The organism is Ferribacterium limneticum (genome assembly GCF_020510625.1).
Classification (GTDB): domain Bacteria; phylum Pseudomonadota; class Gammaproteobacteria; order Burkholderiales; family Rhodocyclaceae; genus Azonexus; species Azonexus limneticus_A.
Window position 1 is genome coordinate 178,048 of record NZ_CP075191.1, and the last position, 21,088, is coordinate 199,135.

At 59.9% G+C, this 21,088-nt stretch carries 21 protein-coding genes and 3 tRNA genes; 16 read left to right on the plus strand and 8 right to left on the minus strand.

What is annotated here, in order from left to right:
• The first annotated feature begins 24 nt into the window (after nt 1-24).
• Both KI617_RS00850 and KI617_RS00855 read left to right on the plus strand, forming a co-directional pair.
• Nucleotides 25-750, plus strand: coding sequence for an FkbM family methyltransferase (locus KI617_RS00850; protein WP_226449779.1), 726 nt, complete (start codon nt 25-27; stop codon nt 748-750).
• A 73-nt stretch (nt 751-823) separates the two neighbouring features.
• Nucleotides 824-1,882, plus strand: a complete 1,059-nt coding sequence (locus tag KI617_RS00855; RefSeq protein WP_226449781.1) for a glycosyltransferase family 9 protein — start codon at nt 824-826, stop codon at nt 1,880-1,882.
• On the opposite strand, the gene polA is transcribed toward KI617_RS00855, so the two are convergent.
• Entirely contained in the window at nt 1,879-4,599 is a 2,721-nt protein-coding gene (gene polA / locus KI617_RS00860; RefSeq protein ID WP_226449783.1) for a DNA polymerase I, read from the minus strand. The two genes, KI617_RS00855 and polA, sit on opposite strands and share 4 nt — an antisense overlap.
• Nucleotides 4,600-4,604: 5 nt before the next feature.
• On the opposite strand from polA, the gene KI617_RS00865 reads away from it, so the two are divergent.
• From KI617_RS00865 to KI617_RS00905, 9 genes are read left to right on the plus strand one after another with little or no spacing between them, the layout of a single operon-like run.
• A complete protein-coding gene (locus KI617_RS00865) occupies nt 4,605-5,333 on the plus strand; it encodes an LOG family protein (RefSeq protein WP_011285933.1) in 729 nt (242 codons plus the stop codon).
• 30 nt (nt 5,334-5,363) lie between these two features.
• A complete protein-coding gene (locus KI617_RS00870) occupies nt 5,364-5,693 on the plus strand; it encodes a DUF2782 domain-containing protein (RefSeq protein WP_226449785.1) in 330 nt (109 codons plus the stop codon).
• 3 nt (nt 5,694-5,696) lie between these two features.
• Nucleotides 5,697-6,623, plus strand: a complete 927-nt coding sequence (locus tag KI617_RS00875) for a homoserine kinase (RefSeq protein ID WP_226449786.1) — start codon at nt 5,697-5,699, stop codon at nt 6,621-6,623.
• A 9-nt stretch (nt 6,624-6,632) separates the two neighbouring features.
• The gene (locus tag KI617_RS00880) at nt 6,633-7,379 is read left to right on the plus strand and encodes a BPSS1780 family membrane protein (protein ID WP_226449788.1); all 747 of its coding nucleotides are present in this window, start codon (nt 6,633-6,635) and stop codon (nt 7,377-7,379) included.
• Nucleotides 7,380-7,381: 2 nt separating this feature from the next.
• Nucleotides 7,382-8,155: a BPSS1780 family membrane protein gene (locus KI617_RS00885; RefSeq protein WP_226449790.1), complete on the plus strand. Its 774-nt coding sequence runs from the start codon at nt 7,382-7,384 to the stop codon at nt 8,153-8,155.
• Nucleotides 8,148-8,801: a nicotinate-nucleotide adenylyltransferase gene (gene nadD, locus KI617_RS00890; RefSeq protein ID WP_226449792.1), complete on the plus strand. Its 654-nt coding sequence runs from the start codon at nt 8,148-8,150 to the stop codon at nt 8,799-8,801. Before KI617_RS00885 ends, nadD begins: the two co-directional genes overlap by 8 nt.
• Nucleotides 8,801-9,166 (plus strand): ribosome silencing factor, encoded by a 366-nt coding sequence (rsfS, locus tag KI617_RS00895; protein ID WP_226449794.1) that lies wholly within the window; start codon nt 8,801-8,803, stop codon nt 9,164-9,166. Before nadD ends, rsfS begins: the two co-directional genes overlap by 1 nt.
• Nucleotides 9,163-9,633: a 23S rRNA (pseudouridine(1915)-N(3))-methyltransferase RlmH gene (gene rlmH / locus KI617_RS00900; protein ID WP_226449796.1), complete on the plus strand. Its 471-nt coding sequence runs from the start codon at nt 9,163-9,165 to the stop codon at nt 9,631-9,633. Before rsfS ends, rlmH begins: the two co-directional genes overlap by 4 nt.
• Nucleotides 9,633-10,238, plus strand: coding sequence for a Maf family protein (locus KI617_RS00905; RefSeq protein ID WP_226449798.1), 606 nt, complete (start codon nt 9,633-9,635; stop codon nt 10,236-10,238). Before rlmH ends, KI617_RS00905 begins: the two co-directional genes overlap by 1 nt.
• A 99-nt stretch (nt 10,239-10,337) precedes the next feature.
• On the opposite strand, the gene KI617_RS00910 is transcribed toward KI617_RS00905, so the two are convergent.
• Nucleotides 10,338-11,402, minus strand: a complete 1,065-nt coding sequence (locus KI617_RS00910) for a hypothetical protein (protein ID WP_226449800.1) — start codon at nt 11,400-11,402, stop codon at nt 10,338-10,340.
• A gap of 30 nt (nt 11,403-11,432) precedes the next feature.
• A complete protein-coding gene (locus KI617_RS00915; RefSeq protein ID WP_226449802.1) occupies nt 11,433-12,206 on the minus strand; it encodes an enoyl-CoA hydratase in 774 nt (257 codons plus the stop codon).
• Between the two features lie 145 nt (nt 12,207-12,351).
• Between KI617_RS00915 and KI617_RS00920 the strand changes: the two genes are divergently transcribed.
• Nucleotides 12,352-14,307 (plus strand): acetoacetate--CoA ligase, encoded by a 1,956-nt coding sequence (locus tag KI617_RS00920; RefSeq protein ID WP_226449804.1) that lies wholly within the window; start codon nt 12,352-12,354, stop codon nt 14,305-14,307.
• A gap of 22 nt (nt 14,308-14,329) precedes the next feature.
• On the opposite strand, the gene KI617_RS00925 is transcribed toward KI617_RS00920, so the two are convergent.
• Together KI617_RS00925 and trhP are read right to left on the minus strand one after the other, a co-directional pair.
• Nucleotides 14,330-15,439, minus strand: coding sequence for an acyltransferase family protein (locus KI617_RS00925; RefSeq protein ID WP_226449806.1), 1,110 nt, complete (start codon nt 15,437-15,439; stop codon nt 14,330-14,332).
• A gap of 68 nt (nt 15,440-15,507) precedes the next feature.
• On the minus strand, nt 15,508-16,779 hold the full coding sequence (gene trhP, locus KI617_RS00930) for a prephenate-dependent tRNA uridine(34) hydroxylase TrhP (protein WP_226449807.1): 1,272 nt from the start codon (nt 16,777-16,779) through the stop codon (nt 15,508-15,510).
• A 35-nt stretch (nt 16,780-16,814) separates the two neighbouring features.
• Between trhP and rng the strand changes: the two genes are divergently transcribed.
• The 3 genes from rng (at nt 16,815) to KI617_RS00945 (ending at nt 19,651) form a co-directional block, all read left to right on the plus strand.
• On the plus strand, nt 16,815-18,266 hold the full coding sequence (gene rng, locus KI617_RS00935) for a ribonuclease G (protein WP_226449809.1): 1,452 nt from the start codon (nt 16,815-16,817) through the stop codon (nt 18,264-18,266).
• A gap of 21 nt (nt 18,267-18,287) precedes the next feature.
• Complete coding sequence (locus KI617_RS00940; protein WP_226449811.1) at nt 18,288-19,163, plus strand: dienelactone hydrolase family protein; 876 nt, start codon at nt 18,288-18,290, stop codon at nt 19,161-19,163.
• 71 nt (nt 19,164-19,234) lie between these two features.
• The gene (locus KI617_RS00945; RefSeq protein ID WP_226449813.1) at nt 19,235-19,651 is read left to right on the plus strand and encodes a ProQ/FINO family protein; all 417 of its coding nucleotides are present in this window, start codon (nt 19,235-19,237) and stop codon (nt 19,649-19,651) included.
• 62 nt (nt 19,652-19,713) lie between these two features.
• Here KI617_RS00945 and KI617_RS00950 read toward each other — a convergent pair.
• The 3 genes from KI617_RS00950 to KI617_RS00960 all read right to left on the minus strand — a co-directional run bounded on the left by KI617_RS00950 (nt 19,714) and on the right by KI617_RS00960 (nt 20,049).
• A tRNA-Met gene (locus tag KI617_RS00950) sits at nt 19,714-19,789 on the minus strand.
• Nucleotides 19,790-19,881: 92 nt separating this feature from the next.
• Nucleotides 19,882-19,957 (minus strand) — tRNA-Lys (locus tag KI617_RS00955).
• 16 nt (nt 19,958-19,973) lie between these two features.
• Nucleotides 19,974-20,049, minus strand: a tRNA-Lys gene (locus tag KI617_RS00960).
• Nucleotides 20,050-20,224: 175 nt separating this feature from the next.
• Between KI617_RS00960 and KI617_RS00965 the strand changes: the two genes are divergently transcribed.
• Entirely contained in the window at nt 20,225-21,049 is an 825-nt protein-coding gene (locus KI617_RS00965) for a mechanosensitive ion channel family protein (protein ID WP_226449815.1), read from the plus strand.
• Nucleotides 21,050-21,088: the final 39 nt, after the last annotated feature.

Below are 21,088 nucleotides of genomic sequence, written 5' to 3' on the forward strand. Positions count from 1 at the left end.
GGGCTAGTCGATAAAAGGAAAAGCATGATCAGAAAAGATGGTCGTACGATGCGGCGTCTGCGAAAGCTACGCTTGAAATTTGGCAAGCCGGCATTGGCCGAGAATTCTGGTGTACTGCTGCCGATTTCTGCCGCCGGCGTTTCTCCCGCCTTGTTGCGGGCGATTTATCTTGACCCTTATGAAAGTCATGAGCGGGCAATCATCATGAGCAAATTGGCTGGCGATGATGTGGTGCTCGAGTTGGGGGCTGGGATAGGGTTCATCTCGACCCTCTGCGCAAAAAAAATAGGTAGCGAAAGGGTTTTTGCTGTGGAAGCGAATCCGATCATGGCCGAAACCATCCGGGAGACCTATCGTCTCAATGGTGTTGCTCCGCAGTTGACCTGCGGTCTTCTCGGACAGGGCGATGGTGAGGACACTTTTTATGTTGAGAGCAATTTCATCTCGTCATCTACCCACCAGCGAAGTGCTTCCGCCACGCCGATCAGGACGCAGCGTTTCGATGCGGGGAGATTCATGCAACAGATCAAGCCGACATTTCTGATCTGTGATATCGAAGGCGGGGAGCAGGAGTTGCTCGATTACATGTCTCTGGATGGCTTACGAAAGCTTTGCATCGAGTTGCATCCACATGTGATCGGCAATCAGGGCGTCAGCAGTATTTTCAGGCGCTTGCTGAATGAGGGGTTTGTCTGTGATTTCCTGATGTCCTCGGGCAAGGTTTTTTTCTTCGAACGTAATTCGGCATAGCTTTGTGGCTGTGAGGCAGCGTGCAGGGGGCTCTGAACAAGATCCCTCGCACGGAAGGGTGTGAAACAGAGAGATGGGCAAACCAGAACAATCAATTCTAATCATTCGGCGAGACAACATTGGTGATCTGGTGTTGACGACACCTTTGTTCGAAGCCATCCGGCGACGCTATCCGAATGCGTACATTGCCGTGCTGGTCAATAGCTACAACGCACCGGCAATTCTTGGTAACCCATTTGTCGACGATGTCTTTTCATATACCAAAGGCAAGCATGCCGAGGGTGTCAAAGTACTGAATGCTTACTGGCGGCGCTTTTTGCTGGTCTGGCGCTTGCGCAGGCAACATTTCGATTTCGTCATCCTTCCCAATGGCGGCTACGCTTCGCGGGCCCTGAGTTTTGCCCGGATGCTGAAACCGAAGAGCATCATTGGATTCGATGGTGGCAAGGAAAAGGGGGGCGGGATCGATGTGCCAATTTCCCATGTTGGCGGCGAGTCTCTGCATGAAACAGAGGATATCTTTCGGTTGCTCTCGCCGCTCGATATTGCTGAACCAATACCACCGCTGACGGTGGTACCGAACCGGCAAGTTGTGGAACGGATTGCCTCCAGTTTGGCGCCGGCCTTCACCGCGGCCAGCGGCCCGGTTGTGGCGCTGCACCTGAGCGCCCGCAAGGAAAAGCAGCGTTGGCCGGTCGACAGGTTTGCAGTATTGGCCCGGCGCTTGTACCAGACCCACGGCACACGCTTCCTGGTTTTCTGGTCGCCTGGTGACGAGAACAATCCCTTTCATCCTGGTGATGATGGCAAGGCAGCAAAATTGCTGGCGGACGTTGCCGACCTGCCGGTATCAGCGGTCCGTACGGAAGCTTTGGCCGAACTGATTGCCGGCCTTTCATTGGCCGATTTCGCCATACTCTCCGATGGAGGTGCGATGCACCTGGCTGCCGGGCTGGGTAAGCCCATGGTCTGCTTTTTTGGCAACTCTCCGTCGAATCGCTGGCATCCATGGGGGGTTCCCTATGAATTGTTGCAAAAATCGTCGGAGGATGTCGGTGATATTGGCGTGGACGAGGTGCTTGCGGCGTTTGAACGCTTGCTAATCAGTAACGTAAGCAAGCGGCCCGCCTAATGCGCCGCTTCCCAGTTCGGTCCGACGCCGACTTCGACGACCAGCGGTACCTTCAGCTCGGCTACCTGCCCCATCAGCCGTGGCAGATGGGTGCGGACATCCATCAGTTCGTCGTCCGGCACTTCGAGCAGCAATTCGTCGTGAACCTGCAAGATGAGCCGTGATTTCAGCGCCGACTTTTCCAGCCAGTTTTGCACGGCGATCATTGCCAGCTTGATCAGGTCGGCCGCCGTGCCCTGCATCGGCGCGTTGATCGCGGCGCGCTCGGCGCCTTGGCGGCGATTGCCGTTGCTGGAACGGATATCCGGGAACCATAGCCGGCGGCCGAAGGCGGTTTCGACGTAACCGTGCTGACGGGCCGATTCGCGAGCTTCTTCCATGTAGCGGGCGACGCCCGGGTAACGGGCGAAATAGCGGTCTATGTATGTTTGCGCCGCGCTACGTTCCAGCCCGAGCTGGCGGGCCAGGCCGAAGGCGCTCATGCCGTAGATCAGGCCGAAGTTGATGCTCTTGGCGACGCGGCGCTGGTCGGGGCCGACTTCAAGCGGCGTGACGCCAAAAATTTCGCCGGCCGTCGCCTTGTGCACATCCTCGCCGTGGGCGAAGGCATCAAGCAGACGCTCGTCGCCCGACAAATGCGCCATGATGCGCAGTTCGATCTGCGAATAGTCGGCCGAAACGATGCTGGAACCTTCCGGAGCGATGAAGGCGGTGCGGATTTTCCGGCCTTCCTCGCTGCGTACCGGGATGTTCTGCAGGTTGGGGTCGCTGGAGGCCAGCCGGCCCGTGACAACGGCGGCTTGCGAGAAGTGAGTATGTACTCTCCCGGTGCCCTGATTGACCATGTGCGGCAGCTTGTCGGTGTAAGTGCCTTTCAGCTTGGACAGACTGCGGTGCTCGAGCAGTAGTTTCGGTAGCGGGTAGTCGAGGGCCAGTTCGGACAGCACTTCCTCGTCGGTGGACGGGCCGCCGGACGGCGTTTTCTTCTTGACCGGCAGGCCCAGTTTTTCGAACAGGATGTCGGCGAGCTGCTTCGGTGAGGCGAGGTTGAATGGCTGGCCGGCCAGTTCGTAGGCTTGCGCTTCGAGGGCCATGATTTTCTGGCCCATTTCGTGGCTCTGCCGGGCAAGAATTTCGATGTCGATCAGGATGCCGTTGCGTTCGATCTGCCAGATCACCTGGCGGGCCGGCATTTCGATCTCGTGGTAAATGCGCGACAGGCCAGGTTCATCGGCAAATTGCGGGTGCAGCACGTTATGGACGCGCAGGGTGACGTCGGAATCTTCGGCGGCGTAGGTCGCGGCGCGTTCGATGTCGACCTGATCGAAGGTGATCTGCTTGGCACCCTTGCCGCACAGGTCTTCGTAAGCGATGGTATCCAGCCCGAGGTGGCGGGTGCATAGCTGGCCGAGGTCGTGGCCCTTGTCGGACTCGATGACGTAGCTTTGCAGCATGGTGTCGTGGGCGATGCCGGCCAGCGTGATGCCGTGGTTGGCGAAAACGTGCTGGTCGTACTTGGCGTTTTGCAGCACCTTCTTGTGGTCGGCAGACTCCAGCCAGGATTTCAGCTTGGCCAGCGCTTCTGCGCGCGGTAGCTGGTCGGCGACGCCGGGGGCGGTGTGGGCGAGCGGGATGTAGCAGGCTTCGCCAGGGGTAACCGACAGAGAAACGCCGACGATACGGGCTTCGAAGGAATCGAGGCTGGTCGTTTCGGTATCCAGCGCGGTCAGTTCTGCTGCTTCGATCTTCGCTAGCCAGGCATCGAATTGCGGCCAGCTCAGCACGGTTTCGTACTTGACCTCGACCGGGCCAACCGGCGCTATCGGGGTTGCCGCCAGACTTTCCCGGGCAGGCACGGCGGCAGCCGCTTCCGGGCCGTCGATTTCGCCCAGCCAGGTCCGGAACTGGTAGCGGGTATAGAGCTCGCGCAGGGCGGCCGTGTCACGCGGGCTGGTGGTCAGCGTGCTAGGCCCTGGCAGGTTCGACAGGTCGCAGGCGACGGTGACCAGCTTTCGGCCGAGCGGCAGGAAACCAAGGTGATCGCGCAGGTTCTGGCCGACCACGCCGCCGATTTCGCCGGCATGGGCGACGACTTCGTCGAGCGAGCCGTATTGCGCCAGCCACTTGAGTGCGGTCTTTGGACCGCACTTGGCGACGCCCGGCACGCCGTCGACGGTATCGCCGACCAGCGCCAGGTAATCGACGATCTTGCCCGGTGGCACGCCGAATTTGGCTTCAACGCCGGCTTCGTCGAGCAGTTCGTTGCTCATCGTGTTGTACCAGCGGACATGTGAGCTGACCAGTTGGGTCAGATCCTTGTCGCCGGTGGAAATCAGCGTCTCGATACCATCGGCGGTGGCATTGGTGGCCAGGGTGCCGATCACGTCATCGGCTTCGACGCCATCGACCATCAATAGCGGCCAGCCGGCCGCCTTGATCGCCGCGTGCAGCGGTTCGATCTGCTGGACCAGATCCTCCGGCATCGGCGGGCGATGCGCCTTGTATTCGGGATACCAGTCGTCGCGGAAGGTCTTGCCCTTGGCGTCGAAGATGACGGCCTTGTAGTCTGCCTTGTAGTCGCTCTCCAGACGACGTAGCATGTTCAGAACGCCGTAGATGGCGCCCGTCGGCTCGCCGGCCTTGTTGCGCAAGTCAGGCAGGGCATGGAAAGCGCGATAGAGATAGGACGAACCGTCCACTAACAACAAGAGAGGCATAGGAAGTGACGGAAAGCGATAAATTGGTGACTGGGGTGGAGACCGAGGCCATCCTGAAAAGTACGACGGCCCGCGAGTCGTGGCGGATTTTTGGCATTATGTCAGAGTTCGTCGAGGCAACAGAGCGCCTGGCCGCCATCAAGCCGGCGGTAACCATTTTCGGCAGTGCCCGCGTTCGTCCGGAGTCTCCCTATTACATGCTGACCGAGCAAACGGCGCGGCTGCTGTCCGATTCCGGCTTCTCGGTCATCTCCGGCGGCGGGCCGGGCATCATGGAAGCGGCCAACAAAGGTGCCTTCTTCGGCAAGTCGCCATCGGTCGGCTTGAACATCCAGTTGCCGCACGAGCAGAAGAACAATCCGTACCAGGACATCTCGCAGACTTTCCGTCACTTCTTCGCCCGCAAATATATGTTCGTCCGTTTTGCCAGTGCTTATGTGGTGATGCCGGGCGGTTTCGGTACGCTGGACGAGTTGATGGAAGCCTTGACGCTGATCCAGACTGGCAAGGGCCGCAAGATCCCGTTGATCCTGGTCGGCTCGGCATTCTGGGGCGGCATGATCGCCTGGTTCAAGGACCGTCTGGTCGCCGAGGGCATGGTCGATCCGGAAGACATGAATCTGATCCAGCTGATCGACGAGCCGGAAAAGGTTGTCGAAGCCATTTTCAAGCATTACGAATCTCGCCCCTTCGGCCCCTTGCCGAACGAACACGAGATGCTGCTCAACCTGTAAAATCGGGACATAGCCACTGAGGATCTGATCATGCGCCGCCTTCTCCCCATCCTGCTTCTTGCCGCTTTGCCTGTCTGGGCGCAGAAGGGCGATCTCCAGCCCCTGCCGGCCGTGCCGCCACCGCCGCCGGGCATGGAAGCCTTCGATGAAGCGCTTGAGCCGCAGGTGACCATCGTCAAGAAAGAGACCGAAACCCGCGAAGAGTTTCGGGTCAAGGGCAAGCTCTACATGGTCAAGGTCACGCCCGTCGTCGGTCCGGCCTACTATCTGGTCGATCGTCAGGGTGACGGTCAGTTTATCGAGGCGGATATCAACCAGAAGCCGGTCAAGCCGCCGATGTGGGTCATCCATAGCTGGTAAGCCTTGTCCGTCTATACCAAGGTCGGGCGGGATGATCTCGCCGCCTGGCTCCAGCCGCTAGGTCTGGGTGAGTTGATCGACCATGCCGGTATCGCTGCCGGCATGCAGAATTCCAATTATTTCGTGACGACCACCCGCGGTCGTTTCGTGCTGACGCTGTTTGAACGTATCGACCCCTCGGCCCTGGATTTCTATCTGGCGCTGCAGGACAGCCTGGCTCGGCGTGGCATCCCTTGTCCGCAACCCGTGGCCGATGGCGAGGGACGCTACTGGCGCCTGCTTTGCGACAAACCGGCCGCCTTGCTCACCTGTCTGTCGGGGGCGGCGCTGGAAACGCCTGCGGCGAGTCATTGTCATGCCGCCGGCGAAATGCTGGCCCGCCTGCACCTGGCGGCGGCCGACATGCCGAACCCGCTGCCCAACCCCTGTGGTGCCGCCTGGCGTCAGACTGTCGGTACGGCCCTGCTGCCACTGGTGTCGGCTGAGGAACATGACCTGCTGGCTGACGAACTGGTGTTTCAGGACGGGCAGGACTGGGCGGGTCTGCCGCGTGGTGTCATCCATGCCGATCTGTTCCGCGACAACGTCCTCTGGGATTCGACTGGCCGACTGAGCGGCGTGCTGGATTTTTACTTTGCCGGTGAGGACGCCTGGTTGTTCGATCTGGCGGTCGTCGCCAACGACTGGTGTTTTGACGAAACGACACTGGCGGCGCTGATTACCGGTTATACGGCCCAGCGTCCCTTGATCGAGTCGGAAAGAGAAGCCTGGCCAGCCATGCGCCGGGCCGCCGCCTTGCGTTTCTGGCTGCTACGTTTGGAGGTCAGGCACCAGCCGCGTGCCGGGGAAGTGGTAACGATCAAGAATCCGGATGACTTTCGGCACCTGCTGGCCCGTTTTCGCCTTGCTCCGGAAGCACTCCCCCGTTAGCATCCGCGCATGAACGAAACTCCTGTATTTCCCATGGCACCGACCCGTTTTACCGGGGAGAGCCGCGAAGTTGACCCCGGTGCCTGCTTTGACTGGCTGCGCCAGGGCTGGGCAATGTTTCTCGTCAATCCTGGCGTCTGGATCGGCAGCACCGTCCTGCTGCTCGTCATCCTGATGGCCATTTCCATTGTGCCCTTGTTTGGACAGATTGCGGCGCACCTGCTGGTGCCGCTGTTCGGGGCCGGTATGATCAAGCTCTGCCGCCGCCTGGGTGAAGGCGAAGAGCCGGAAATCGCCGATCTGTTTGCCGGATTTCGCCACAATGCCGGGCAACTGGTCATGGTTGGAGTCTTCTTTGCGCTTGGGATTTTCGGCATTGCCTTCATGGCTTTTCTACTGGTCAGCGGAGGAATTATTGGTGGCGGGGTGACCGGCAAGGTGGCGGGCGTCGGTATCGCCCTCGGCGGCGTCATGCTGGCGGGCCTGTTGGTCATGGTGCTGTCGGTACCGGTCATCATGGCCACCTGGTTTTCGCCGGCCCTGGTATTTTTCCACGACATGCAGCCGCTGGATGCGATGAAGGCCAGCTTCGCCGCTGGCGCCAAGAATTTCCTGCCGATGGCTATCTTCGGCGTCTTTCTGGTCGTCGCACTGTTTTTTGCCATGTTGCCGGTCGGTATGGGCCTGTTGCTGCTGCTGCCGGTCTTCTCCGGTGCGGTTTACGCCTCCTACCGCGATATTTTCGTGGGAAGCTAAGGGTGAGGGCGCAAACACTACCAGCCGCCGCTGGCTGGCAATGGATACTCGGCGGCTTCGCAATCTTCCGGCGTAACCCGCTGATGCTCGGCATGCTGGTCGTTTCCTACTGGTTCACCGTGCTCTTCCTCAATATCGTGCCGGTGATTGGTGTCGTTGTTGCCTCGCTGGCTATCCCAGGCCTGTCGGTTGGCCTAATGCAGGCGGCGCGCAACCTGGAACGCGGGCAGCCCATCGGCCTGCAAACCCTCTACGGCAGCCTGAAGGAAAACGCCAGGACGCTGATCGCCCTTGGCGCGCTCTATCTGGCTTGCACGCTGGGTATCCTGGGCCTGTCATCGCTGGTTGATGGTGGTGATTTTTTGAAATTCATGCTGTCGAGCAGTCGTGCCGAGAGAGCCGCCGTCGAGGACGCCGATTTCATCTTACCCGCCCTGTTCATCACCCTCCTGATGACACCGGTGCTGATGGCCTACTGGTTTGCCCCGGTGCTGGCGGCCTGGCATCGCCTGTCGGTCGGCCGTTCGCTTTTCTTCAGCTTTGTCGCCTGCTGGATGAACTGGCGCCCCTTTCTGGCCTATGGCATCGGCTTGGTGCTGTTTGCCGGCATCGTGCCCGGCGTTGTGCTCGGCTTGTTATTGCTGCTGTTTCCGGGGGCTGCAAGTTTCATCACCGCCCTCGTGACCATCCCGATGGTGCTGGTCGTGGCGCCAACCATCTTTGCCAGCTTCTATGCCTGCTATCGTGACATCTTCGGTATTTCCGAAATTGTCTGAACCGCTTGGCCTGTTTGGCGGTACCTTCGACCCGGTTCATTTCGGCCACTTGCGATTGGCCGAAGAGTCGATTGCCCACCTAGGCCTAGGTGGCGTGCGCTGGATTCCGGCCGGGCAGCCGCCGCATCGCGGGACGCCTCAGGTCACGCCACAGCAACGTCTGGAAATGGTCCGTCTGGCCATGGCCAGCAACGGACGATTTTCGCTGGACCCGAGCGAAGTGGAGGCTGCAGCGCCAAGTTACACCGTGCATACGTTGGAGCGTCTGCGCCGCGAACTGGGCGCTCAGCAACCGCTGGTCCTGCTGGTCGGCGCCGATGCCTTTGCCGGACTGGCAACCTGGCACCGCTGGCGGGACATTTTCGCGCTGGCTCATGTCGCGGTTTCACATCGGCCGGGTTTTCCGGTTGAAATTTCCAGTCTGCCGCACGAACTGGCCACTGAGTTCAATGACCGTCGACTGGCCGATGTGGACGGGCTGAAAGCCTCACCAGCCGGCGGAATTGTGACTTTCGCCATGACCCAGCTGGCCATTTCGGCGACGCAAATCCGCAAGTTGCTGGCCAACGACCTATCGGCTCGCTATTTGCTGCCGGATAGCGTTCTCGACTATATTCAAACCCATTCTCTTTATAGAAACTCCTGATGGACATCCGCAAGCTGCAAAAAATCGTCGTTTCCGCCCTCGAAGACATCAAGGGCAAGGATATCGAAGTAATCAACACCAGTAAGCTGACTTCGATGTTTGATCGAATCATCATCGCGACTGGTGATTCCAACCGCCAAGTCAAATCGCTGGCCAACAACGTCCAGGAAAAGGTCAAGGAAGCCGGTGCCGAGGTTATCTCGACCGAAGGCGAAGACGGTGGCGAATGGGTGCTGGTCGACCTTGGCGACATCGTCGTCCACGTCATGCAAGCCAACGTGCGCCAGTATTACAACCTTGAAGAGTTGTGGTCAGCCACACCGGCCCAGCGGCGCAAAGCCGTGGAGCAGGCTCGGGAAGAATGAAACTTGCCGTACTCGCCGTAGGCCATCGCCAGCCCGATTGGGTGAACGAAGGCTGCGCCGAGTACCTCAAGCGCATGCCGCGCGAACTGCCGGCCAGCGTTACCGAAATCAAGCCTGAAGCCCGAGGTTCCAAGACCCGCGAGCAATTGCTCGCGGCCGAAAAATCGCGCATTCGCGATGCGCTGGCCGCTGGCAGCCGCATTGTCGTGCTCGACGAGAAGGGCGACGACCTGACAACCTTGAAACTGGCCAAGCGGTTGGAAGCCTGGATGCAGGATGGTCGCGATGTGGCCTTGCTGATCGGTGGGGCTGATGGCCTGGACGAGGAATTCAAGCAGCAGGCCGACGATCGCTTGCGTTTGTCCAGCCTGACGCTGCCGCATGGCATGGCGCGCCTGCTATTATGCGAACAGCTTTATCGTGCTGTCAGTGTGCTGAAGAACCATCCATATCATCGGGAGGGATGATGCGTCTTTATCTTGCCTCGCGCAGTCCGCGCCGTCGTGAATTGCTCAATCAGATCGGTATCGATTTTGATACCGTCGTTTTCCGCGATGGTACCCGGGCGGATAGCGAAACCGATGAAACCCCACAGCCGGGGGAGAGCCCGGTTGCCTATGTCGAGCGCGTAGCCCGTGCCAAGGCCATCCATGGCCTGAAAATCGTCGAGGAACGCAAGTTGCCGATGCGCCCGGTGCTGTCGGCCGACACGACGCTCGAATTCAATGGCTCCATCATCGGCAAACCGGTCGATCGGGCTGATGCGGCCGCTATCCTGCGCCGCCTTTCCGGGCATACCCACCGGGTGTTGACCGGAGTGGCGATCAATCACATGGGCCATTCCGAGTATGTGCTGTCGACCAGCGAAGTGACTTTCCGCGAGATCGACGATGAGGAAATCCGCCATTACGTGATGAGCGGCGAGCCGATGGACAAGGCCGGCGCTTACGGCATTCAGGGCCGGGCCGGCTTGTTCGTCAAGCATCTGTCCGGCAGCTTTACCGGTGTCATGGGCCTGCCGGTTTGCGAAACCGGCGATCTACTCAAGAAGCTCGGCTTCAGGCCGCTTTAGTCGCTACAGCACCAACGTAGCGGGCAGGCTGAGCGCTGCCTTCTGCCAAAGACTCCTCCGGTTCCGTCTTTCTCTCCATCAAAGCCAAGCCTCGGTATTTCAAGCAGGGATTTTTGCGCTGGCGTAGCGAATAATGGCATTTGCCGCCTGGCAAATGCCGTCTGCTGTCGGAACAGGGGATGGCTTTTGACTCAGAACGCCTTCGATAGCAGCGGTCAGCCGTCCGCTTTCCAGGTCGGCAGCTTCGATCTCGAGACAGCGCGCATTGCCAGTCAGCCATTCGATCAGGCAATTCTGCTCCGGCCAGTCTTCACGCCGTTGGTAGATGACTGGGATGCCGTTGCAGGCGGCCTCCGTAAAGGTGCCATAACCGGGTTTGGTAATGATCGCATCGACGGAGCACAGCAGGTCGGTGAAGCTGAGGCCAAAGGACTCGCCGGCGATTGCATCAGGGTGCCGGCAGTTCCATTCGGCCGGAACCAGCCAGCGCACGCCGGGCAGCCGGGGCCAGTTTTCCACCGGCAGACGGTGAGCGATGCCGCCCATGGCAATCAGAATGGCTTTGTCGCCATTCAGCTTGAGTTTGTGTTGCTTGCCGTGGGCGGCGATCGGGCTGACGGGCTGGATATTGCCCAGCGCCGCCATCGCCATGCCCGGCGTAACCCGCAGGAAAGCCTGCGCCGACCGATAGGCAGCGAGCATTTCTGCGTGGATGGGCGGTGCCCAGGATTGGTCGCCAAAGAAGTGGCCAAACAGGTCCGCCCAGTTCAGTGAGCACAGGCTGAGGGCGGGAATGCCCGCAGCGGCAGCCCCGGCCAGCGGTAGGTAGCTGACGTTGGTGAGCACCAGATCGAGCTTGAGGCTGGCGAGAAAGCAGGCTTCATCGGCGATGCTGCCTGCCCAGTCGGTGTGGGCCTGATGATAGGCGGACGCGCTGGCCGCCAGATCGACGCGGGTGGCATCGATCATTACGTAGCCAAAATCGCTTGCAGCGCTGATCAGATTGAAGGGTGTCTTGATCCGTTGCTGCAGCTTGGCTGCGGGCAGAGCACTTCTGACGATCAGCCGGAAATCCGGGATGATTTCCGCCACGGCGTTGAGCACTGGCGCCGTGATGGCGAGATGCCCGAAACCGTGGCTGGAAATGTCGACAAACAGGTGCATTTGGGCTGTCTATTGCCTAAATGACCGGTCTCAGCGGTTCTTGAACACCGGCTTGCGCTTCTCGACAAAGGCGGCCATGCCTTCCTTCTGGTCTTCGAGGGCGAAGGCCGAGTGGAAGACGCGGCGCTCGAAGAGCAAGCCTTCGTTCAGGCTCGATTCATAGGCCCGATTGACTGTTTCCTTGATCATCATGACCACCGGCAGCGAATAGCCGGCAATGGTCTGGGCGGCTTTCAGGGTTTCGGCTAGCAGTTGGTCAGCCGGGATGATGCGGGCGACCAGGCCAGCCTTTTCGGCTTCGGCCGCATCCATCATCCGGGCAGTCAGGCACATGTCCATGGCCTTGGCCTTGCCGACGGCGCGGGGCAGACGTTGCGTGCCGCCGGCCCCGGGCATGGTGCCAAGACGAATTTCCGGCTGGCCGAACTTGGCGGTGTCGGCGGCAAAGATCATGTCGCACATCATGGCCATTTCGCAGCCACCACCGAGGGCGAATCCGGAGACTGCAGCGATGACCGGCTTGCGGGTGGTCTTGATGCGTTCCCAGTTGCGGGTGATGAAGTCGGTTTTATAGGCGTGCATGTAGTCAAAATCCTTCATGAAGCCGATGTCGGCTCCGGCGGCGAAGGCTTTCTCATTACCAGTGATGACGATGCAGCCGATGTTCTCGTCGGCTTCGTAGGTGTCGATGGCGGCGCCGATGCCGTCGACGACCTCGTTGTTCAGTGCGTTCATCGCTTCCGGACGGTTGATGCGGATCAGGCCGACCTTGCCGATCACTTCGGTGAGGACTACTTGGGTCATGCTGGCTCTCCTTGTCTGTGGTTTTGTTGGTGGCGACAAACCCTGATATTAGCAGCAGGCAAATCAGGGTTTGTCCGCCTGACGACAGTCTTGAGCCTCGCTAAGCTGTTAACCTGTACGTTGAACACCATAAAACGGAGACAACATGACCTACGCCATCGAAGCGCAGCCACTCTGGCAACCCAATCCGCAAACTGTCGGCCAGACCCGCATGGCGCAGTTCATGCGCGCGGAGGGTTACGAAAGCTATGCCGACCTTTGGCAATGGTCTATCGACATGCCGGAGGTTTTCTGGTCTTCGCTGTGGAACTACTGCAGCGCGGTCGGCGAAAAAGGTACGAAGATCCTCGTCGATCGCGACAAAATGCCCGGTGCCCGCTGGTTTCCCGAAGCACGCCTGAATTACGCCGAGAACCTGCTGCAACAGCGCGATGCCAGCGAGGCGCTGGTCTTCTGGGGGGAAGACAAGGTCAAGCGGCGGATGAGTCGCAGCGAACTGTATGCCGAGGTAGCGCGCTTCCAGCAATTCCTGATCGCCGCCGGTGTCGGCGAAGGCGACCGGGTGGCGGGTTACCTGCCCAATCTGCCGGAAACGCTGGTCGCCATGCTGGCGGCGACTTCACTGGGGGCCATCTGGTCCTCCGCCTCGCCGGATTTCGGCATCCAGGGCGTGCTCGATCGTTTCGGCCAGATCGAGCCGAAGGTGCTGATCTGTGTCGATGGCTACTGGTACAACGGCAAACCGGTGGATTGTCTGGAGAAGAACGCCGAGGTGGTGGCCAAAATGCCATCGCTGCTCAAGATGGTCGTCGTGCCCTACCTGAATGCATCGCCGGCACTTGGCAATATCGCCAACGCGGTCAGCTGGAACGATATCCCGCCCGCTAATGGCAAAGAGGTCGTATTCAAGCGTGTTGGCTTTGATCACCCGCTGTTCATCATGTTTTCCTCGGGGACTACCGGTGTCCCGAAGTGCATCGTCCATTGTCACGGCGGCGTGCTGTTGCAGCATTTGAAAGAGCACCAGTTGCACAGCGATGTCCGGCCGGACGACCGGCTGTTCTACTTCACCACCTGTGGCTGGATGATGTGGAACTGGTTGGTTTCAGGTCTGGCCTGCGGCGCCACGCTGCTGCTTTACGACGGTTCGCCGTTTGCCGCCAAGGGCAGGGTGCTGTTCGACTATGCCGAAGCCGAAAAAATGACCCACTTCGGCACCTCGGCCAAATTCATCGATGCCGCCGCCAAGCTCGGTCTGACGCCGGGCAAGACGCACGATCTCACTGCCCTGCGCGCCATGTTCTCGACCGGTAGCCCGCTGTCACCGGAAGGCTTTGACTGGGTCTATCGCGAAATCAAGCAGGACATCCTGCTCGCCTCGATATCCGGTGGCACCGACATTGTTTCCTGCTTTGTGCTCGGCAATCCGGTGCTGCCGGTCTATCGCGGTGAAATCCAGTGTCGTGGCCTGGGCATGGCGGTTGATGTCTTTGATGATGCCGGTCAGCCGGTGCGCGGCGAAAAGGGCGAACTGGTTTGCACCAAGCCCTTCCCGGTGATACCGGTCGGCTTTTGGAACGATCCGGAAGGCGCAAAGTACAAGGCGGCCTATTTCGAGCGTTTCGACAACATCTGGTGCCACGGCGATTTTTCGGAACTGACTGCCCACGACGGGGTGATCATCTACGGTCGCTCCGACGCGACGCTGAACCCCGGTGGTGTGCGCATCGGCACGGCGGAAATCTACCGCCAGGTCGAACAGCTACCGGAAGTCCTCGAGTCACTGGTCATCGGCCAGGCGTGGCCCCCCGGTCGAAATGACGACGTACGCGTCGTGCTCTTTGTCAGGCTGCGGGAAGGTGATGTGCTGGATGCCGCATTGATCGACCGCATTAAACGGCAGATCAGGGACAGCACGACGCCGCGCCATGTGCCGGCCAAAGTGGTTCAGGTGCAGGACATTCCACGCACCAAGTCCGGCAAGATCGTCGAACTGGCGGTGCGCAACGTGGTGAGTGAGCAGCCGGTCAAGAATGTCGAGGCATTGGCTAACCCCGAGGCGCTGGAATTCTTCCGGGGCCGCCCGGAACTCGCCGACTAGGCCAGCCTTTGGTTCTGTGGTGCTAGGTGCGGCGCGGCAGCAGGGTGCCGATGACTGGCACCCGGCGGGCAATGATCATGGCGTTGCCGAATAGCCAGCCAAGGGCGCCGGTGATGCGTCGGCTGGCTTCCGGGCTCTCGATCCAGCGATAGAACAGGGTCGCTGCGGCAATGCTGGTCGCCCAGGCCAGGATCAGGCCGATCATGGCCGATGCGGTTGAATCCAGACCGAGTCGGGCATAGAGGCCGTTCGCGATGAGCAGGACCGGGAAGTGCACCAGGAAAATTGAGTAGGAAATCTGGCCAAGGAAGGCCAGTGGCCTGGCATTCGGCCATTGTTCCAGCAGGCCGCTGCGGCGCCCGAAGCCGAGCAGCAAGGCGACGGCAACGGCCAGTACGATGCGCAGGCGGAAATCGACGATCAGCGCCGCAATGGCAATGGTCAGGATGACGCCCATCCAGGCGGATAGTTGTTTGCGGTCGGAGGCCCACCAAGCGGCAGCGCCGAGGCCGTAGGAGCCAAAGAAGTAGATGGCCCAGTTGTCCCAGCTGGCATCACGGTTGAACCAGAACAGCGAGGCTGAGGCGACCAGCAGAACCAGCGCGGGGGCAACGATGCGCGTGCGGCCGGACCAGAGCAGGAGGGCCATCAGCGCAAAGAGCTGGAAATCGATGGCGATGTACCAGACGCCGGCCGAGAGCGCGTCGAAGCCGAGCACGCCATGCAGCAAGGTGGCATGGGCGAGCCATTGCAGGAAGGTGGCGCGGGCCGGAATGGCATCGTCGTCCAGCCAGTGGTCGGCAATGGCGGCGGCCACAATGGCCAGGCCAATGGCGGCCAGATAAGGCACGACCAGCCGCAGATAACGCTTCCAGATCAGCGGCAAGGGCGAAACATCGAGTGCCTGGCCTTGAGAAGACAGGCCGCGTGCGGCGAGGAAGCCGGCAATGACCAGGAAAACCTGCACGGCCATGCGGCCGTACTCGAAAAACCAGCCGAATATCCCCGGGAAAGCCTGCCGAGCCGCCTCGGCCAGCGGGCCATAGGAGGAAAAGTGGTTGAGCAGAACGAGCAGTGCCGCGACCGCCTTGAGGGCGTCGATTAGCGGCATGCGGTTGGAATTCTGGCTCATTCGGCGAATCTTACACGGGTTTGCTGCGGTGCACAAAACCAATTTGTTATTGATTTGTCGGGTGTTTGTTACACAAAACGCGCGACAAAGGAATTGGTGTACATGGTCGGTAAATCAACCCAGACCCGGTGGCCGCTGCCGGGGGCAACGGTAGCCGGCTGGCCGGCCTTATCTTCCATGCGGGCCAGTGTGAAGATGTGGTTGCCTGAAGGGTGCACGCACTCCAGACGGTCGCCGACCGAGAAGCGGTTCTTGACTTCGATTTCCATCAGGCCGCGCGCCGTATCGAAACGTACCGCGTCGCCGACGTAGAGGCTGCGGTCCGATTCGGAGCTGCCGCGCAGGTAGTTCTGGTACTCGGTATCGTGGTGGCGTTGCAGGAATCCATCGGTATAGCCGCGGTTGGCCAGGCCTTCCAGTTCACGCAACAGCGCCGGGTCGAGCGGCTTGCCGGCGACCGCATCGTCGATGGCTTGGCGGTAGGCCTGGCTGGTCCGGGCGACGTAGTAGGGGCTCTTGGTACGGCCTTCGATCTTCAGCGAGTCGACGCCGATCTCGACCAGGCGATGCACGTGCTCGATGGCGCGCAGGTCCTTGGAGTTCAGGATGTAGGTGCCGTGCTCGTCTTCCTCGATCGGCATCAGCTCCCCGGGGCGCTGCTTTTCCTCGAGCAGGATTTCCTGTTCCTGCCGGAGCATTTGCGCCGGTTGCCCGTCGGAAGTGCTGACCTTGTAATCCCAGCGGCAGGAGTTGGTGCAGGTGCCCTGGTTCGGGTCGCGGTGATTGAAGTAGCCGGAAAGCAGGCAGCGGCCTGAGTAAGCGATGCACAGCGCGCCATGGACGAAGACTTCGAGCTCGATGTCCGGGCAGCGCTGACGGATTTCGGCGACTTCATCAAGCGACAGTTCGCGCGACAGGATGATGCGCTGGACGCCCATTTTTTGCCAAAAGCGAACCGAGGCCCAGTTCACGGTGTTGGCCTGCACCGACAGGTGGATCACCTGTTCCGGCCAGGTCTCGCTCACCATGTCGATCAGGCCGGGGTCGGACATGATCAGGGCGTCGGGCTTTAGGGCGATGACTGGGGCCATGTCGGCCAGATAGGTGGTCAGCTTGGCGTTGTGCGGAATGATGTTGCTGACGACAAAAAACTGCTTGCCGCGGGCATGCGCTTCATCAATGCCTTCACCCAGCTTTTCCATGCTGCCGAACTCGTTGTTGCGGACGCGCAGGCTGTAACGTGGCTGGCCGGCGTAGATCGCATCGGCGCCGAAATCGAAGGCGGTGCGCATCATATCGAGCGAGCCGGCGGGAGCGAGGAGTTCGGGAGCTTTGGGCATAGTAGAATGCAGCAAAACCGCGCATTCTACGCCCCATGACCGAAGAGATACTGATCAATTTCACGCCGCAGGAGACCCGCGTTGCCGTCATGCAACAGGGCGTCGTCCAGGAACTGCACATCGAACGCACAGCGAGCCGCGGGCTGGTCGGTAACGTCTATCTTGGCCGTGTCGTCCGCATTCTTCCCGGCATGCAGTCGGCGTTCATCGACGTCGGGCTGGATCGCACCGCCTTCCTGCACGTTGCCGATATCTGGCAGCCGCGCGAAACGGCGACCGAACGGCCGATCGAGAAGATTCTGCACGATGGACAAAGTATTCTCGTCCAGGTCGTCAAGGATCCGATCGGCACCAAGGGCGCCCGGTTGTCGACGCAGGTTTCCATCGCCGGCCGCATGCTGGTTTATCTGCCGCAGGAAAAACACATCGGCATCTCGCAGCGCATCGAGTCCGAAACCGAGCGCGAAGTGCTGCGCGAGAAAATCACCCGACTGGTGCCAGCAGACGAACCGGGTGGTTTCATCGTCCGGACCATGGCTGAGAGCGCCAGCGATGAAGAGTTCGCCACCGATATCGCCTATCTGCGCAAGACCTGGGCCGATATCCGCGACAAGGCCCGCACCTCGGGGCCGCCGACGCTGCTCTACCAGGAACTCTCGCTTGGGCAGCGCGTGCTGCGCGATTTCGTCAATCCGGAAACAACGCGCATCGTCATCGACTCGCGGGAGAATTTCCAGAAACTGACCGGGTTTGCCGAGGAGTACACCCCGGCCGTCATCCCGCTGCTCGAACACTACACCGGCCAACGCCCCTTGTTCGACCTGCATGGCGTCGAGGAGGAAATCCAGAAAGCCCTCGCCCGGCGTGTCGATCTGAAGTCCGGTGGCTACCTGATCATCGACCAGACCGAGGCGATGACGACCATCGACGTCAACACCGGCGGTTTCGTCGGCGTGCGCAATTTCGACGACACCATCTTCAAGACCAACCTCGAGGCAGCCGTCACCATCGCCCGCCAGCTGCGCCTGCGGAACCTCGGCGGCATCATCATTGTCGACTTCATCGACATGGAGAACGACGAGCACAAGAAGGCCGTGCTGGACGAGTTCAATAAGGCGCTGGCCCGTGACCATACGCGCCTGACGGTCAACGGGTTTACGGCGCTTGGGCTGGTTGAAATGACCCGCAAGCGGACGCGTGAATCGCTCGCCCACGTGCTTTGCCAGCCTTGCCCAACCTGTAGCGGGCGGGGCGAGGTCAAGACCGCACGTACCGTAGCCTATGAAATCCTCCGCGAACTGCTGCGCGAAGCCCGCCAGTTCAATGCTCGCGAATACCGGATTCTGGCTGGTCCCGATGTGGTCGACCTGTTTCTCGACGAAGAGTCCCAGGCCTTGGCCATGCTTTCCGACTTCATCGGCAAATCCGTCTCACTACAGTCCGAACCCAGCTATTCGCCCGAGCAGTACGACATTGTTTTGATGTAATGCCCATTCAGGAGACAAACCATGAAAACAGAACCCGAGTTCGACAGTCTCGTTCCGCCCCAGACCTTTGATCGCCGCAGCTTCCTGGTGACCAGTCTGGGCGCCGGATTCGCCCTGGCCACGCAGCCGGTGATGGCACAAACCGCGATCAAGACCGATGAGGTCGGCCTGATTGCCGGCGAAATCAAGGTGCCGGTCAAGGATGGCGAGATGGTCGCCTACCGTGCGATGCCGGGTGGTCTGGCCAAACCGCCGGTGGTGCTGGTGGTTTCCGAAATCTTTGGTGCCCACGAATACATCCGCGATACCTGTCGCCGTCTGGCCAAGCTCGGTTATTGCGCCATTGGCCCCGACCTCTTTGCCCGTCAGGGCGACCCGCGGCAGATCACCAGCATTCCCGAAATTCTCGAAAAAATCACCGGCAAGACCCCCGATGCGCAGGTCTTGAGTGATCTCGATGCCTGTGTGGCTTGGGCTGCCGGCAAGGGAGCGGATACCAGTCGGCTGGCGGTGACCGGTTTCTGCTGGGGCGGCCGCATCACGTGGCTGTACAGCGCTCACAACCCGGCCGTGAAGGCTGGGGTGGCCTGGTACGGCAAGCTGGTGGGCGCAAGTAACGAGATGACACCCAAGCATCCGACTGAACTCGTCGGGCAGCTCAAGGCGCCGGTGCTTGGTCTCTATGGCGGCCTGGACGCCGGTATTCCGCTGGAAACCGTCGAGGCTATGGAAAAGGCCTTGCAGCAAGGCAGCGCAGCGGCCAAGGCCTCGGAAATTTATGTTTACGATAATGCGCCACATGCCTTCCATGCCGACTACCGCCCCAGCTATCGCAAGGAAGAGGCTGAGGATGGCTGGAAACGCATGCTCGCCTGGTTCCGCAAAAACGGTGTCTGAAAACCGATTTCGCGGCTGTAAGGGCGTGCCTTCGTGCTAACCTTCGCGCCTCAACCTGTTTCTGTTACATCATGACGACTACCGAAGCCACTACCGACAAGCCGATTGACGCGCGAGCCCTGCTCAAGGACTTGCAGACGCAATTCGATGTTTTCCGCAATTTCAGCCCGCTGGCCATTGGCATCGACAAGCAGGTTTTCGCCCAATTGCCGGAAGTCAGCAAGAAATCCCTGCGACTCGCCATGCGCAGTCACACCATTTCAACGCGTTATCTGAAGGAAATGGAAAAAGGTACTGTCCGTCTGAATCTCGACGGCACGCCGGCTGGCGAGGTGACCGACGAAAACCGTCAGCACGCGACGGAACTGTTGCGTGAGCGCTTCAAGAAACAGGCCGAGCAGCGCAAGGCCGCGGAAGCTGAGGCCAAGGCCGAGCAGCGTCGCGTCGAAAAGCTGAATCAGCTGGCTGAAAAATTCGGGCGCAAATAAGCTTCGAGCAGACAGCAATGAAAAAGGCCAGTCGAGTGACTGGCCTTTTTGCTGGTATCCGGTGGTTGCGGGGGCAGGACTTGAACCTGCGACCTTCGGGTTATGAGCCCGACGAGCTGCCAACTGCTCCACCCCGCGTCCGATCAGGTGAAATCACCTGGGATTTACTGCAACAACTCTATAAACAAAAAACCTCGACGCTAGGCCGAGGCTCAGTGTTTTGGTAATTCTGGTGGGGCGCGACAGATTCGAACTGTCGACCTACGGATTAAGAGTCCGCTGCTCTACCAACTGAGCTAGCGCCCCACGTTCCCTAAAAGACTGGTGGGTCGGCCGAGATTCGAACTCGGGACCAACGGATTAAAAGTCCGCTGCTCTACCGACTGAGCTACCGACCCAGCTTACAGGGAGCGCGCATTATATAGACGCACCAGTTGTGCGTCAACGCACCTCGTTGAATTGTGAAGATATGTTGGGAAGCATGACCTGCTTGGGAGGATGTCGCTAGAATAATCTGGTGGGCCGGCCTTCCGGCTGGCGGACTTTAGAACCATGTTCTTTAAGGAGAAGGTTATGACAGAACAGGATATTTCGCGCTATCAGGATTTGCTGGTCACGACGGCCACGGACGTGGGCTTGAAGATACTGGCTGCTATTGTCTTCTGGGTGGTCGGTCGCTGGCTGATTGGCGTGGCCGTTGGTTTGGTCCGCGCTTCGCTGGAGCGCCAGAAGGTCGATCCGACGGTGCTGCGTTACCTCGGTTCGGTCATTACCGTGACCCTGAACGTCCTGCTGGTGATCGGCATTCTGGGCTATTTTGGCATCCAGACGACAACCTTTGCCGCTCTGATCGCTGCGGCCGGTGTGGCGATCGGCATGGCCTGGTCGGGCTTGCTGTCAAATTTTGCGGCGGGCGCTTTCATGATTGTGCTGCGGCCGATGAAAGTCGGCGATTTCGTGACGGTGGCCGGTGTTACCGGCACGGTCACCGAGCTGGGTTTGTTCACGACGACGATCAATACGCCGGATAACGTCCTGACCATTGTCGGCAACAACAAGGTGTTCAGCGACAATATCCAGAATTTCACAGTCAATCCGTTCCGCCGGGTCGATCTGAAGTGCCAGTTGGCCGGTACGGCGGATCATCAGGCTGCGATGGCGCTGTTGCGTGAAAAGGTAGCCTTGATCCCGAATGTGCTGCCGGAACCGAAGGTCGATGTCGAAATTCTCGAGTTCAACCTGGTTGGCCCGGTGCTGGCTGTGCGTCCGTATTGCCATAACGACAACTATTGGCAGGTCTATTTCGATACCAATCGGGTGATTCGCGAGGCCTTGGCCGAAGCCGGCTTCCCGGCACCAATGCCGGCACAGAACGTGATCGTGACGCAAATCTCCTGAGATATCGGGGCAGCAAAAAGCCCGACACGGTTTGGTCGG

Excerpts from the sequence above, each read along its gene's own strand:
- KI617_RS00850 (WP_226449779.1), top strand. The coding sequence starts at position 25 with ATGATCAGAAAAGATGGTCGTACGATGCGGCGTCTGCGAAAGCTACGC.
- KI617_RS00855 (WP_226449781.1), top strand. The coding sequence starts at position 824 with ATGGGCAAACCAGAACAATCAATTCTAATCATTCGGCGAGACAACATT.
- polA (WP_226449783.1), bottom strand. The coding sequence starts at position 4,599 with ATGCCTCTCTTGTTGTTAGTGGACGGTTCGTCCTATCTCTATCGCGCT.
- KI617_RS00870 (WP_226449785.1), top strand. The coding sequence starts at position 5,364 with ATGCGCCGCCTTCTCCCCATCCTGCTTCTTGCCGCTTTGCCTGTCTGG.
- KI617_RS00880 (WP_226449788.1), top strand. The coding sequence starts at position 6,633 with ATGAACGAAACTCCTGTATTTCCCATGGCACCGACCCGTTTTACCGGG.
- rsfS (WP_226449794.1), top strand. The coding sequence starts at position 8,801 with ATGGACATCCGCAAGCTGCAAAAAATCGTCGTTTCCGCCCTCGAAGAC.
- rlmH (WP_226449796.1), top strand. The coding sequence starts at position 9,163 with ATGAAACTTGCCGTACTCGCCGTAGGCCATCGCCAGCCCGATTGGGTG.
- KI617_RS00905 (WP_226449798.1), top strand. The coding sequence starts at position 9,633 with ATGCGTCTTTATCTTGCCTCGCGCAGTCCGCGCCGTCGTGAATTGCTC.
- KI617_RS00910 (WP_226449800.1), bottom strand. The coding sequence starts at position 11,402 with ATGCACCTGTTTGTCGACATTTCCAGCCACGGTTTCGGGCATCTCGCC.
- KI617_RS00915 (WP_226449802.1), bottom strand. The coding sequence starts at position 12,206 with ATGACCCAAGTAGTCCTCACCGAAGTGATCGGCAAGGTCGGCCTGATC.
- KI617_RS00920 (WP_226449804.1), top strand. The coding sequence starts at position 12,352 with ATGACCTACGCCATCGAAGCGCAGCCACTCTGGCAACCCAATCCGCAA.
- KI617_RS00925 (WP_226449806.1), bottom strand. The coding sequence starts at position 15,439 with ATGAGCCAGAATTCCAACCGCATGCCGCTAATCGACGCCCTCAAGGCG.
- trhP (WP_226449807.1), bottom strand. The coding sequence starts at position 16,779 with ATGCCCAAAGCTCCCGAACTCCTCGCTCCCGCCGGCTCGCTCGATATG.
- rng (WP_226449809.1), top strand. The coding sequence starts at position 16,815 with ATGACCGAAGAGATACTGATCAATTTCACGCCGCAGGAGACCCGCGTT.
- KI617_RS00940 (WP_226449811.1), top strand. The coding sequence starts at position 18,288 with ATGAAAACAGAACCCGAGTTCGACAGTCTCGTTCCGCCCCAGACCTTT.
- KI617_RS00945 (WP_226449813.1), top strand. The coding sequence starts at position 19,235 with ATGACGACTACCGAAGCCACTACCGACAAGCCGATTGACGCGCGAGCC.
- KI617_RS00965 (WP_226449815.1), top strand. The coding sequence starts at position 20,225 with ATGACAGAACAGGATATTTCGCGCTATCAGGATTTGCTGGTCACGACG.